Here is a 12,649-nt window from a genome sequence, read left to right as displayed (position 1 = left end):
TTAACCTCTTCTCAGCGAATGACGGGGGAAGGGGCAAATTCTGGTAGTTCTGCGGTTGGGCCGGCGGCTGGTTACTTTTACCAGCTCCGATATGGCCTGCTGAGGGCATTGGAAGTCTTCCCGAAGCACCCGACATCAATCATTTCCATAGAATCGTTGGACGACGTATCGATCGAGGGCGAGAATCTCACGATCGACAGCCAGTTGAAGCACAGCGTCGATCCCGGGAAAAAGATCTCGAAGTTCAGTCCGGCGATATGGAGAACCTTGGCCATTTGGATGACGCGTTTGCGTCTGGGCGTCGATGACCATCACGAATTTCACTTCATTACCACTGGCCAAGTTGACGACGACAACCCCTTGATTTTCCTTCGGCCGACGCCGAGTGATTTAGCGGTAAATGCGGCGCTCCAGGGGCTGGAAGGGACTGCGCAGAGTTCCTCTAGCACCACTACTCAAAAAGACAGAGCGGCATTTCTTGCCGCTTCCGATGGAGAACGGCTGTCACTTGTGCGGCGCATTCGCCTTGTTGACGGCAGCCCTAATCTAGAAGTGATCGGAAGTGAGATTGAATACCAAATTCGCTACGCTTGTGAAGCAGGGCAAGTCGCCTCCTTCCGGCAAGACTTGGAGGGATGGTGGATCGGGCGTGTCTTCGACAGGTGGGTGGCGGATGGAGGCGCGCAAATCGAGCTCGAGGAGCTCGGAGCGCAAGTGAGTTTTCTTAAAGAACGCTACAAGCCGAGCGAGCTTCCACTCGATGTCCCCGAACAGGACTGTGAAGATCTGATGGAAGACAGCGTCTTCATAAAGCAAATCCTGGCGGTGACCGACAGCGAACGGCGCCTGAGGAACGCCCAAAAGGCGTTCTTGAGAGCCAAGGTACAAAGATCGAAATGGGTACGGGAGCATCGTATCGATCCCACCGAGCTTGAAAGCTTCGACGATACGCTCAAGGAACGATGGGAGGCTCACCACGCTGGCGAGTGCGATTTGCTTTCGTCCGCCCCGACGCCGGAAGAAATGATGGCGGCGGGGAAGGCAGTTCTACGATGGGCTGAGACCAGCGAAGTTCCCATCAGATCGACTCGTAGCGTCTACCTCACCAGCGGATCTTATCACGCCTTAGCTGATGCGCGGGTGGTCGGATGGCATCCAGAATTTTCTGATCTATTCGGGTCCAATAAATGACCCCCGAAACGCTCCGCCTCCTCAACCCGGCGTTTCTCGCTACTGTGATAGGCCATGCGGCGATCGGCTATGCCGAGCATAAGGATCAGGGCCTGCCATTCGCGCTGTCATTCATCTTGCCACCGCTGGTGCTCCACAAGGACACCCGTGATGTTTTGCCCAAAATGATCACCTCGAAGCTTCCGGACTGGGCACACAAGAACTCGACCGTACTCGCTTTCCTTCCCGATCATGCACGCGAACTTCAGCCAGCGGTTAGAAGTGCGATCTTAGTTGGCGCACATTTCGACATCATACAATTTGATGACAAAGCTCGACTGCGCGCATCGTTGCAGTTCAATCCTAAGGCAGCCCAAAACGAATTGAAGAAATCTGACGAGATAGGAGAGATAATGCAAAAGAGCCACTTCATCGGGCGTTGGCTTTCAGTCTCGGGTAATCAGCCAACCGTCCTCAGCATTCTCGGAATTGGCATTTGATATGCGTATTAGCGAAATCCTCGTTTATAGCCATGATGGCCAGAAACGGCAGATTACCTTTTCTTCGAGCGGATTGAACATAATTACTGGCGAGTCAAAATCTGGCAAATCGGCGATCATCCATATTTTGGATTATTGTCTCGGTTCAAAAAACTGTCACATCCCGCTCGGGATCATTCGAGAAAAGGTCGCCTGGTATGCCGTTAGGCTGATACTTGATAATGGCGAACTCTTTGTGGCGCGGAAAAACCCTGATGTGGGCAAGAAGACATCCTTCGAAATATTCCTCGATACCCAACCCGAAGCTTCTCCAGAAACGCATGAAGAATTGGACGCCAATTCAAATTTGGACGGTCTGCGCAAAGTCTTGTCGTCAGCTGTTGGCATCGACGAAAATCTGCATGTCCCGGCTGAGGGGCAGACACGTGATCCACTGGAAGCGAATTTCCGTCATGCCATCATTTACAGTTTTCAGGACCAGAGCCTAATCGATAACAAGAATCAGCTATTCTACTCTCAAAATGAGTCCTTTGTGGAACTAGCCATTCGGGACACGCTTCCGTACTTCCTCGGCGCAGTTGATCGGGACGAATTGCTGAACCAGAACCGTTTAGCGAATTTGAAGAGGCGGCTCAAGCAGCTCGAGAAACAGTTGACGGTCGCCATAAGCTGGCAAGAGGCTTCGATCGACCGCGCACAAGGATTCCTCTCGGAGGCTCGCCAAGTCCGACTCATCGGCCCAGAACAGCGCCCAGTTTCGTCCGACACCGTTTTCGAATTGCTTGCGGATGTTCTCTCCATGACCGTTGAGGATCCCGAGTTCTTGGATACCGATGACGAGCTGGAAAAGCTGGAGGATGTCAGAGACAGTTTAAGGGACGAATATTTCGCTATCGGAAAGCGCATTGAAGACGCGCTGAGTCTGTCCATCAGCCGCAAGGAGTATGGCAAGGAGCTCCTGGAACAGCGCGCTCGGCTTTCGCTCCTGCCGGAGAACGATGGGGAAGCTGTAGTTTGTCCTCTCTGCCATAAGGAGGACGAAGCTAGCCAAGGCTTGCTCGAGCTCCTTAGCGACGAGATTTCGAACGTTTCAGATCGGATAGCTGAACTACAAGTCCATGGACCCCGCCTTCAGGGGCATATCTCGCGTTTGGAAAGACGCCAAGCGGAACTGCGTGAACAGATATCAACCAGCCAGGCACAGATCAACAATATCCTTGCGCAGGCGGAACAGCTTCGCGAGATAAGAAATCTACAAGCGAAGCGCGCGCGGGTCCAAGGCCGCATATTGGCAGCGATGATTGGGTTATCAACGCCCTTGGCGTCGGTGATGATCGACGCGATGGGGGATAGCCGGATGGAGCGGATGAACTCAGTTCTTTCGTCGACGCGCTTTACCAAACCCATCCTCTTCGGCCCTTAGGGGGACTACTCCATAACAAGAAGAGTATGAGACGATCAACTCCGCGAGCCTTTCGGCTTTTGATCTGACGTTGATGCCTTCGCTATGATGTCGGCTAGCAAGTTCGGGGCAGACGTTCCCCATTGTGCTGCACATGGATGGTGACGAAAGTAGGGGCGATATCGCTCAAAGCTTGCTGCGGCCATCCAAAGCGGTCGCCACGACTGAAATTGCATCCGAAAATTTCGTGACGCCGCATTTTCTCATGATGCGTAAGCGGTATGTCTCGATCGTTCTGACGCTAAGATGCAGTTCGTTCGCCGCGGCTTCATTGCTCTTGTTGGATTGGATTGACCTTAGCACCTGTATCTCTCGCGCTGTAAGTTTCTTCAGCAGAGAGTTGGCGCGATCTCTCTGTCTCTGGAGATCTTCTCTCGACGCTAGAAGATCGGACGCTTGATCGATTACTTCCAGCAGCATTTTCCTTGAAAAAGGCTGTTCAAGGAAATCGTCAGCGCCTACCTTTATGACCTGAACTACTGTCTGGATATTAGCGTTTTCCGCCGTAATCACCACCGGAATATCCTTCCGGGTCCATAGCAGTTGCGTCAGCACATCCACCCAATTGTCCGGGAGATGCAAGTCTAAGAGTGCTACACCTGCGGGAAGGTGATTGAGAGCTTCGAGAAAGTCGCTACCGGATGCAAATGGCGTCGGATGATATTGCTCTGCACGAAGAGTCTCCACCAGGTGTCGGCGGATGCGGGAGTCTTTGAGGACGATATATACGGGACATTTAGCGCCCATCGCGAACGACTCTTACTCCTCTCCTTAGCCGCGTCACGTCATTGTAGAAATGGTTGTCACCTACTTTACTAGATTCCGCTTTCGAAAAATACACCCACCATCCCGGCGCTCGACCATTGCACGCGGCCCATTCGCACGCCTCGTCCACGGCTTTTCACCAGGAGCCGCGTGCCTTCTCTCAGGCCCGCGGTCTCAATCATCATGCCCTCGAGGGACAGATTGCGGATCGTGCCAACCATGACGGGCGCTGAAGTAACAATCGTAGCGGGCATGTCCACTGAAATGCGGGTCTCCCTGGGTGGGTCATCAGGAGCGAGTTGGTTCATGAAGGTCTCATGCCCGCCAAGCCAAAGCAGCGGCTCTTCCATCAGCAAGCCGCACTGGTCGCCGTTGGTCCAGCGGACTTCCGCGGTGAGAAAATCCGTCGCATTGAAGCTGATGTGCACCTGATCGCGTAAGCCCAATGACAACGCGCTCCGGCCGCTGAGGCCTTGGCTGGAGATATTCGTGATCGACAAGCTGGCTTCTTTGATGACGGGGTAGAGCAACGCCGATTTGAACACCGTCCGCCGAGGGTGACGGCGCAGGTCTGCGCCACCCTCAGTTGTGCTGAAAACCTCGATTTTCTGTTCGAGCATTGCGATCCTCCGAATTTCGCGAGGGGCGCTAGCGCTGCGAGCCTAAGCAACAGGAACATCCCGGTGTCGCATTTTTACGACAGTCGTGCTGGGCGCCTGTTAACCAAGAATCCGTAATAGGGAGTTCTTCGATCGGTCATTTCCTCCCCCGAAGGAATGGCTGCCGGTAAAGGCGAGGCGCGCAGAACGGTCCCCACCGTGCGCCTCGTCTTTACTCCTTTTGTACGAACGTTCTATAGCGTTCACATGTTTGAGCGATGGTTTTATATCAGCACGAGCCGCTTGGGTGCCGTGCAGGTTGATGAACAGGTGCGAGATATCGTCGACGTCTCAAGACCGCGAAACCGGCTGCTAGCGGTAACGGGCGCGCTTCTGTTCACTGGGCGCCACTTCGCGCAATATCTTGAAGGCACGCCCGCCGCCATAGCCGAGCTCAAGCAAAGCATCATTCGAGACGCTCGACATGAGGATGTTCGAACGATTGCATCGGGACCTTACGACGTACGGCGGTTTTTAACCTGGTCTCTCGCTTATGCCGGGCCCTCGCGCTTCATTGCTAATAAGGTGGAAGATGCGCTCAACGATGCACTTCAGGGCAATATCGACAAGGTTGAACCTCTGGCTGATATGCTTGCCGGCTTCGCGGTCGAAGGACATGGCTGAACCAGCAATCTAATGGCGGACCAGACTAGGAAGCCGGAACGGACCACAGGAGGGCGCTTGATCCCCGGACCCCAGGCTGTGCCGGCTGTCAGCCTAAAACCTCACGTCGATTAACAGCTGACGGTCAGCAGTTGAATACGTGTTTCTGGCTCTTGAGCGGCCGGAATGGGTCGATGGGCCCTGCTGAAGTATTAGGGTCAGGACCGATTAATGTGATCGGCGCGATGTGGTTCAGGCTCCTTGAGAAGGCTGGATCTGAGTGATTTGTAATGGCTGACGAATGAGCAGACGGCGCGGTTGGAGCGGTATTTCCCGAGGAGCTGCGGGAGGCCCCGGGTGGATGATCGGCGTGTGTTGAGCGGGATCATTTTCGTTAACTGCAACGGACTGCGCTGGCGGGATGCGCCGAAGGATTACGGCCCGCCCAAGACGCTCTACGATCGCTGGAAGCGGTGGGGCGCGGCGGGCATCTTTGCCCGGATGCTTGAAGGGCTGTACTCTGTTAGCGCCGATCGCAAGATGGTGATGATCGACGAGACCTATCTGAAGGCGCACCGCACGGCATCAAGCCTTGCGGTAAGAAGGGGATCTCGGCCCCCTGATTGGCTGCACCAAGGCGGCATGAACACCAAGTTCCTCGCCGTTACTGATGCGAACGGCCGTCCCTCGAACTTCTTCATGACTGCTGGTCAGCGACTATATCGGCGCGGCGGCCCTGCTGGACGAGTTGCCCAAGGCGCAGTGGTTACTCGCCGATCGGGGCTATGATGCCGACTGGTTCAAGGACGGGCTGGAGGAAAAGGGCATCAAGCCCTGCATCCCGGGCCGCAACGAGCCCATCAAATACGACAAACGCCGCTACAGGCGCCGCGTCCGGATCGAGATCATGTTCGGCCGCGTGAAGGACTGGCGCCGGTTCGCAACCCGCTACGACCGCTGCCCAACGGCCTTCTTTTCCGCCATCGCTCTCGCTGCCACTGTCATCTTCTGGCTCTGATCAACGCGTCATGACCATAACACACAATTCTTTTGTTCGAGCGTTCATCTGCTTTCACCATCACTATCTTTAATGTCAGGTTATCTAGACCAGACCGTAATGATAGCCATGCGACTAGTGGATTAGAGGTGACTTCATGACGAGCGTTCCACAGCCGATAAATGACGGCGAAATCAGCTCCTGGGACCGCTCTGCGGACGTCATTGTCGTCGGGCAGGGAATTGCCGGGTGCTGCGCCGCTTTGGAGGCGCATCGCGCTGGTGCTGACGTGCTCATTATCGAACGCGCGAGCGGCGGGGGCGGAGCGAGCGGCATGTCCTCTGGCATTTTTTACCTGGGCGGCGGGACCGCGGTTCAGTCCGCCTGCGGCTATGAAGACGACGCCGACCAAATGGCGTGTTTCCTAATGGCGAGCACCGATCCGCTCGACCCGGTCGCCCTGCGCAACTTCTGCGACGACAATGTCGCACATTTTGATTGGCTCGAGCAGCAAGGTCTTCCATTCGAGAGGACCTGCTACAAGGGCAAGGCGGTGTTCCTGAACTCGACCGAATGCCTGTTCATGACAGGTAACGAGAAGGCGTGGCCCTATCGGGAGATCGCAAATCCGGTGCCGCGCGGACATAAAGTCGCGGGCACCGGCGAGAACGCCGGTGCGGTAGCAATGGCTCCGCTACTCAACCGCTGCCGTGAAGAGGGTATTTCATCGATCTACGACAGCAATGTAACTGCGCTCGTCCGTGACAGTGGTGGTCGGATCGTGGGCGTTCGCGTGACGCAGCCTGAGGGCGTGCTGCACGTTGAGGCGCGAAAGGCGGTTATCTTAGCTGCAGGGAGTTTCAACCTCAATCGAGAGATGATCATTGAGAATATTCCGCTAATGAGCGAGACCGCCGAGCCGTTGGGTATTCCAAGCAACGATGGTGCCGGCGTTCTGCTCGGGCTGTCTGTAGGCGCAGCGACAAGTGCTATGGATGGGGTGATCCCCACTGCTTCCATCTACCCGCCGGAGCAACTCATCAAGGGCATCATCGTCAACGATCGCGGAGAGCGCTTCGTTGCGGAGGATAGCTATCACGGCCGCACCGCCACCTTCATCATGGAGCAGCCGAACCATACCGCTTTCCTGATCGCCGATAGCGAGATCTTCGCTTATCCGGAGATCGTTTCGGCCCACCATCAGCTGGTGGATGGCTGGGAAACCATCGAAGAAATGGAGGTAGGTCTCAACCTGCCTTCAGGATCGCTCGTTGGGACTCTGTCCGAGTACAATCGCGACGCCATGACCGGCCAGGATCGGCTGCTGCACAAGCACCCGGACTATCTCAAGCCGCTTGATAAGGGTCCGTATGCTGCGTTCGACATTTCCTTTAATAAATCGATCTACTTATTCATTACTTTGGGCGGATTGAAGACAGGCCTGAACGGTGAGGCGCTCGATAAATACAGCAATCCGATCCCCGGGCTTTACGCAGTGGGCGCCACTGCTGCACATATTCCAAGGACCGGCAAACATTATGCGAGCGGTCTCAGCCTGGGGCCAGGCTCCTATTTCGGCCGCCGGGCAGGACGTCATGCAGCGGGGGCACCTTGGGCCGCTGGCTGAAGCTTCGCCACCAGCATCGACGCTGCCAAAGCCAAAGCCCCTAGTCGGTCCGCGTCTCAATAACCCACCAGCGCAGCAGGACCACGTGCTATCATTAAGTTGATCTGACGTCAGTCTTGAGTTCGGTTGAACGTCCTCGAGGATAGAAATCGAGAAGCGTGAGATCAGTGAAGAGGATGCAGGACGTCCTGTTTCTTATTCGCAGTTATGAGATGCCACGGTCAGCCGACCTGCTAATCGATGAGGTGTAATTTTCGCTTCAATGGAAATTTAGCTTTCAAATTCTATTTGTATTTACCTTGGTGCGGTGGCCGAACTGCTTAGAAAGCCATCTTCGAGCAGCGAGAGATGTTCATGGAAGAGATGTTTAATTTTGTTGTGGTTGGTAGCGGTGCCGCCGGACTAGTGGGAGCGATCACCGCTTCACTCGCCGGCCTCCGTCCAATTATCATCGAGAAGTCAGATCAGTGGGGCGGCACAACTGCACTTTCAGGCGGGGTTCTGTGGATTCCGGAAAATCACCTGATGCGCGGCGAGAATGTGGACGGCACGGACGAGCAGGCGCGCACCTACCTCCGTGGCCTGCTCGGCGAGGAGGCCACAGACCGGGAGATCGCCAAGGCAGATGCTTATCTCGCCAACGCGCCGGAGATGGCACGGATGCTCGCAGATGAAGGGGTGCGCTGGATTCGCGACGCGCACCATCCTGACTATTATCCGGAGGTAGCCGGCAATGCGGCGGGCCGCACTATCGAGTCTGCGCGTTTCAACGGACGAAGGTTGGGTGAACGGCTGAAGACTATGCGCAATGCCAGCCTCGATCTACCGGCGATCAGCAGTAGCTTGCTCGGAAAGCTGACCTTGGCGTGGACGGGCCCGCGTCCGTTCCTCAGCGCCGCGCGTGTGGCAATCGAGCACAAGGTTCGCAAGCTGCTGGGGCAGCAGCCATTCGGCCTCGGGCGCGCGCTAGTGGCTTCTTTGATGGAGATCGCCATTCGGCTCGGGATACCACTCAAACTTTCCACGAGGCTCATCGAGATTATTGTGGAGCAGGGTAGCGTCGTTGGGGTGGTGGCGGAGAGCGCGGGCCGCCAGATGCGACTGGACGCGCCTGCGGGCGTACTGCTTGCGGCTGGCGGCTTTGCCCAGAGCGCCGCCCTCCGCAGGACGCTGCAAGGGCGTGATGAGGCTTGGAGTAACGCGATACCGGAGGACCAAGGCGATTCTCTCGTTGCCGCGACCGCTGTCGGAGCCGCGACCGAGCTCACTGACGATTGCTGGTGGATGCCCTCAATTCAGGTCGGACCAAGCCAGTTAGGACTGGCGCTTGGCCTGCGAGCCCTACCAGGTAGCATCATTGTGAACAGCAGGGGTTGCCGATACATGAATGAAGCCCGCGCTTATATGATCGCTGGAAAGATCATGCACCGTGAGGGTGCCGGGACCGATCGGCACTGGTTAATCATGGACGATAAATTTCTGAAGCGGTACATCTTTGCCGAACTTTCCCACAAGAACATCCGCGAGACGATGATGGCGCACGGCTTCCTGAAGTGCGCTGACACCATTGCGGATTTGGCGGTGCAATGCGGAATCGACCCTCCGACGTTCGAACAGACGATTGGGCGCTTCAATGGCTTTGCCCGAAGCGGTCATGATCTCGATTTTCATCGAGGTGAGACGGACTATGATCGTCACTGGGCGGACCCGGCACATAAGCCTAACCCAAGCTTGGGTGAAATTTGCAAGCCCCCTTTCTGGGCTGCCCTGATCCGCCCTGGCGATCTGGGGACTAACGGCGGGCTTCGAACCGACCAGCACGGCCGAGTTCTCGATGCTAAGGAGCAGCCGATCTCCGGGCTGTATGCCGCTGGCAACGGCAGCGGCTCTCCCTTCGGTCGCGCTTATCCGGGCGCTGGTGCGACGATCGGTGCCGCTGCGACCTTCGGTTACATTGCTGCACGCCACGCTGCATCAAGGACAAATCAACCCGCTTTTGACGTGAGGGCCGGATAAACTAGCGTTTACCGCTTAGCGTCGCGTGCTCTCAGGCGTGGTATGCTGTTCCGCGATTGCTCTTTGCCACGGTGTTGTGCGCGTACCACCTGCAGACCACGGATTAGCTGCTACGCGCACGCCCACGAGGATCACGCATGCGCGGCACAGGCTGGAGATTGGAGATCCCTTTGTTCTCAGGATGTTTAGAAATTCCGGGATGAGCTAATTGAGAGAACGGACATCATAGCCTGTGGGCCTGCGGAACATATGGCTGCGCAAGCTGGACTGAACCGAGGCGCGGCGCGCGTCCCTTCGACCGCCGCGTCTCTCTACTGGCAGGCATGTCCCGAAGCGCAGCAGCCTCACTCCTATGCGCCATCACGGCCGCCAGCCAGGCTGACCAACTAGGGCACCGCCCCTTCTGTCATTAGCGGTGCCGGCGTGAGCCTTCGCGACACGTAGGTTGCTTCGGGTCGCCGGTTTGCGTTGCACGTGCTAGCTGGCGGAGCGACGAAGCCAAATCGGTTCACCATTTAAACGCAAATCGGTTCGTCCAGAAGTTGCCCGATAGAGGCCCGCCAGGATATGGCAGCTTCCTCATTCGCTGTCGTCAAGCCGCCATTCCAGAATGGGCCAGTTATGAGTTGGGTAGATTGGATAGCTGCCGTTCCGGATCTGGAGCTGGAAAATCGGCCGCTGAATGGCGACAATGGGTCGGCCTATTTTGAAGCGTTATTTCTGCGGCCATCACGGCCGTAGGAGACGTGTCATGGGATTATCAGAGTTTGATCCCGCCGCTCGGGAGCGAATATCGTGGAACGCTGGACGCAAGGTTGGCGCGAAGCGCGCGCTCAAACCCCGTCAGATTTGGGCGATCCGCTTCTTTCTTGACCAACACGGACACATTCGGGATCGGGCCCTCTTCGATCTCGCGATCGATAGCAAGCTGCGCGGTTGCGACCTGGTGAAGATCAGGATCAGCGATATCGTTTGTGATCGAAAAATTCGGACGCGAGCCACCGTGGTTCAGCAAAAGACCGGGAGGCCAGTCCAGTTCGAGCTGATGGACGATGCTCGATCCAGCCTGCTCAAGTGGCTAGAGCTGCGCGGTGGATCCCTTGAGGATTTCGCCTTCCCGAGCCGCACCGACCACGCGAACCACATCAGCACACGGCAATATGCCCGCCTTGTTGACGAATGGGTCACGGGAATTGGACTGCCGAGCGAGGATTACGGTACTCATTCTCTGCGGCGAACCAAGGCGTCCATCATAGACAAAGCCACTGGAAATCTCCGCGCGGTCCAGATCCTGCTGGGGCATACGAAGATCGAAAGCACGGTGAGATATCTCGGGGTGGATGTGGAGGATGCACTAACATTGGCAGAAGGCACGGAAATCTGAGGTTGCCTGGCTCCTCGCCGTTGTGGGGAGCCAGAACCTGTTTCGCGGCTGCTACGCGCCATTCTCTGCCGCTTACCGGCTTGGACGCCGCGCCCAAGACTGGACACTCGCTGAGGGCGGAGATCGACCGGAAGGAAGGATCCGGCTTGGGACAAATCTGCCGGTCGCCGTGGCGCCTTGGAACATCGAGACACGCCGAACCGGTCGTTCGTGGAGCGATGCAAGCCCTCTCTCCTATTTCGGGCCTGCCGACATTCCGGTTTGGAGATTTACTCACAAGTCGTACATCAGCGGACAGCGTTCAGAGTAAATTTAAACTACATGCGCACCACACATCGGAAACCAATATGCGTCGTAGCAGTGTCGACCATCTCCGGGTGGCGTGCAGCCGGGCGATAGCGCTGACAGCAGTTGGCCGCACACAGGTGCGAGCCGCCTTTGACAACCTTGCGACCGATCCGCACGCCGGATTGGCTGGGATCGTAGCTGTCCTTGAGCTTGGCGCCGCGCGGGTTACTAAGCGCGCAGCAAGCAGTCTTCCTGGCAGCCTTGCGCGGCTTGTCGTGAGCCCATCGTGAAAGTGCCGCCCGCAATCAGGCGCATGCCGGAAAGATCAGCCATGTTGGACGCGCTCCAGACCTGAGCCAGACCTGGTTAGGGCGCAGACTCATTATGCATTGCACCAGAGGCGTGTGCAGATGAGCTTGATCGCTGCCAGATAGTTGGCAGCATCCTTGTCATATCGAGTGGCGATGCCCCGGACCTGCTTGATCCGATTAAAGAAGCGCTCGACGAGATTGCGCTGGCGGTAGAGCCAGGACGAGAGGCCGAAGCGCTGCTTGCGATTGGAGCGATTGGGAATGTTGGCCCAGATGTTCCTGGCTGCCGCAGCCTGGCGTATTGCGGTGCTGTCATACCCTTTGTCGCCGAGCAGGGTGGCGCCCTGGGGGAATAGCCTCGATCAGGGCTTCGGCTTCGCACGCATCGTGGACCTGCCCACCCGTCAGTCGCAAGCTGACAGGACGTCCGTCAGCGTCGACAAGAGCGTGAAGCTTGGTCGTGAGGCCGCCCCGGGAACGTCCCATGCCATGATCTCCAGGTCCCCCTTTTTCCCCGTCGCACCGTGCTGGTGGACGCGCATGCAGGTGGAATCGATCATCACCAGTTCGCCGTTGAAGCCAGCGGAAACCGCTGCCAACAGACGGTCCCACACACCGGCTTTTCGCCAACGAACGACCGGTTGTAGCAGGTCGTAGATGGACCATAACGCTCTGGGATCTCGGCCCAAGGCGCACCGGAACGGAAGCGCCAGAGAATTCCATTTAGCACGCGCCGATCATCTACCCGCGGAACACCGCGGGGCTTGTTGGGCAGCAACGGCTCGATGAACAGCCATTCCTTGTCCGTCAATTCATACCGCCGCCGCGCCATACGCCCTCCATTCTCAAAGAGCGCCTGAATCATGC

The 12,649-nt window shown here is 56.9% G+C and carries 9 protein-coding genes and 3 pseudogenes; 8 read left to right on the top strand and 4 right to left on the bottom strand.

The genetic code is table 11. The annotated features are described in order from the left end of the window. Positions 1–156: 156 nt before the first annotated feature. From ACZ5Y5_RS07785 to ACZ5Y5_RS07775, 3 genes are read left to right on the top strand one after another with little or no spacing between them, the layout of a single operon-like run. Positions 157–1,191 carry an ABC-three component system protein gene (locus ACZ5Y5_RS07785; protein ID WP_464808084.1) on the top strand — a complete coding sequence of 345 codons (1,035 nt, stop codon included), beginning with the start codon at positions 157–159 and terminating at the stop codon, positions 1,189–1,191. Next, positions 1,188–1,670: a three component ABC system middle component gene (locus tag ACZ5Y5_RS07780; protein ID WP_464808083.1), complete on the top strand. Its 483-nt coding sequence runs from the start codon at positions 1,188–1,190 to the stop codon at positions 1,668–1,670. The genes ACZ5Y5_RS07785 and ACZ5Y5_RS07780 overlap by 4 nt, the downstream gene beginning before the upstream one ends. A 1-nt stretch (position 1,671) precedes the next feature. After that, on the top strand, positions 1,672–3,093 hold the full coding sequence (locus ACZ5Y5_RS07775) for a hypothetical protein (RefSeq protein WP_464808082.1): 1,422 nt from the start codon (positions 1,672–1,674) through the stop codon (positions 3,091–3,093). Positions 3,094–3,258: 165 nt separating this feature from the next. Here the strand turns inward: ACZ5Y5_RS07775 and ACZ5Y5_RS07770 are convergent, their stop codons facing one another. Both ACZ5Y5_RS07770 and ACZ5Y5_RS07765 read right to left on the bottom strand, forming a co-directional pair. Next, entirely contained in the window at positions 3,259–3,879 is a 621-nt protein-coding gene (locus ACZ5Y5_RS07770; protein ID WP_464808081.1) for a response regulator transcription factor, read from the bottom strand. 68 nt (positions 3,880–3,947) lie between these two features. After that, positions 3,948–4,517 (bottom strand): PilZ domain-containing protein, encoded by a 570-nt coding sequence (locus ACZ5Y5_RS07765; protein WP_464808080.1) that lies wholly within the window; start codon positions 4,515–4,517, stop codon positions 3,948–3,950. Between the two features lie 156 nt (positions 4,518–4,673). On the opposite strand from ACZ5Y5_RS07765, the gene ACZ5Y5_RS07760 reads away from it, so the two are divergent. The 5 genes and pseudogenes from ACZ5Y5_RS07760 (at position 4,674) to ACZ5Y5_RS07740 (ending at position 11,183) form a co-directional block, all read left to right on the top strand. After that, on the top strand, positions 4,674–5,180 hold the full coding sequence (locus ACZ5Y5_RS07760; RefSeq protein ID WP_464808079.1) for a BLUF domain-containing protein: 507 nt from the start codon (positions 4,674–4,676) through the stop codon (positions 5,178–5,180). 273 nt (positions 5,181–5,453) lie between these two features. After that, positions 5,454–6,177: pseudogene (locus ACZ5Y5_RS07755) on the top strand (IS5 family transposase). A 136-nt stretch (positions 6,178–6,313) separates the two neighbouring features. Then, entirely contained in the window at positions 6,314–7,783 is a 1,470-nt protein-coding gene (locus tag ACZ5Y5_RS07750) for an FAD-dependent oxidoreductase (RefSeq protein ID WP_464808078.1), read from the top strand. 348 nt (positions 7,784–8,131) lie between these two features. After that, on the top strand, positions 8,132–9,799 hold the full coding sequence (locus ACZ5Y5_RS07745) for an FAD-binding protein (protein ID WP_464808077.1): 1,668 nt from the start codon (positions 8,132–8,134) through the stop codon (positions 9,797–9,799). 751 nt (positions 9,800–10,550) lie between these two features. After that, complete coding sequence (locus ACZ5Y5_RS07740; RefSeq protein WP_464810501.1) at positions 10,551–11,183, top strand: tyrosine-type recombinase/integrase; 633 nt, start codon at positions 10,551–10,553, stop codon at positions 11,181–11,183. A gap of 317 nt (positions 11,184–11,500) precedes the next feature. Here the strand turns inward: ACZ5Y5_RS07740 and ACZ5Y5_RS07735 are convergent. Together ACZ5Y5_RS07735 and ACZ5Y5_RS07730 are read right to left on the bottom strand one after the other, a co-directional pair. Beyond that, positions 11,501–11,722: pseudogene (locus tag ACZ5Y5_RS07735) on the bottom strand (SUMF1/EgtB/PvdO family nonheme iron enzyme); the annotation flags it as partial. Between the two features lie 131 nt (positions 11,723–11,853). After that, positions 11,854–12,614: pseudogene (locus ACZ5Y5_RS07730) on the bottom strand (IS5 family transposase). Between the last annotated feature and the right edge of the window lie 35 nt (positions 12,615–12,649).

The sequence above is a fragment of the Sphingobium sp. TomTYG65 genome (genome assembly GCF_055395525.1).
Note: the sequence above shows the minus strand (reverse complement) of the source record. Positions and strands in the feature narration are given on the sequence as shown.

Coding starts and splice junctions, on each gene's coding strand:
- ACZ5Y5_RS07740 (WP_464810501.1), top strand. CDS start 10,551: ATGGGATTATCAGAGTTTGATCCCGCCGCTCGGGAGCGAATATCGTGG.
- ACZ5Y5_RS07775 (WP_464808082.1), top strand. CDS start 1,672: ATGCGTATTAGCGAAATCCTCGTTTATAGCCATGATGGCCAGAAACGG.
- ACZ5Y5_RS07770 (WP_464808081.1), bottom strand. CDS start 3,879: ATGGGCGCTAAATGTCCCGTATATATCGTCCTCAAAGACTCCCGCATC.
- ACZ5Y5_RS07750 (WP_464808078.1), top strand. CDS start 6,314: ATGACGAGCGTTCCACAGCCGATAAATGACGGCGAAATCAGCTCCTGG.
- ACZ5Y5_RS07745 (WP_464808077.1), top strand. CDS start 8,132: ATGTTCATGGAAGAGATGTTTAATTTTGTTGTGGTTGGTAGCGGTGCC.
- ACZ5Y5_RS07760 (WP_464808079.1), top strand. CDS start 4,674: ATGGCTGCCGGTAAAGGCGAGGCGCGCAGAACGGTCCCCACCGTGCGC.
- ACZ5Y5_RS07765 (WP_464808080.1), bottom strand. CDS start 4,517: ATGCTCGAACAGAAAATCGAGGTTTTCAGCACAACTGAGGGTGGCGCA.
- ACZ5Y5_RS07780 (WP_464808083.1), top strand. CDS start 1,188: ATGACCCCCGAAACGCTCCGCCTCCTCAACCCGGCGTTTCTCGCTACT.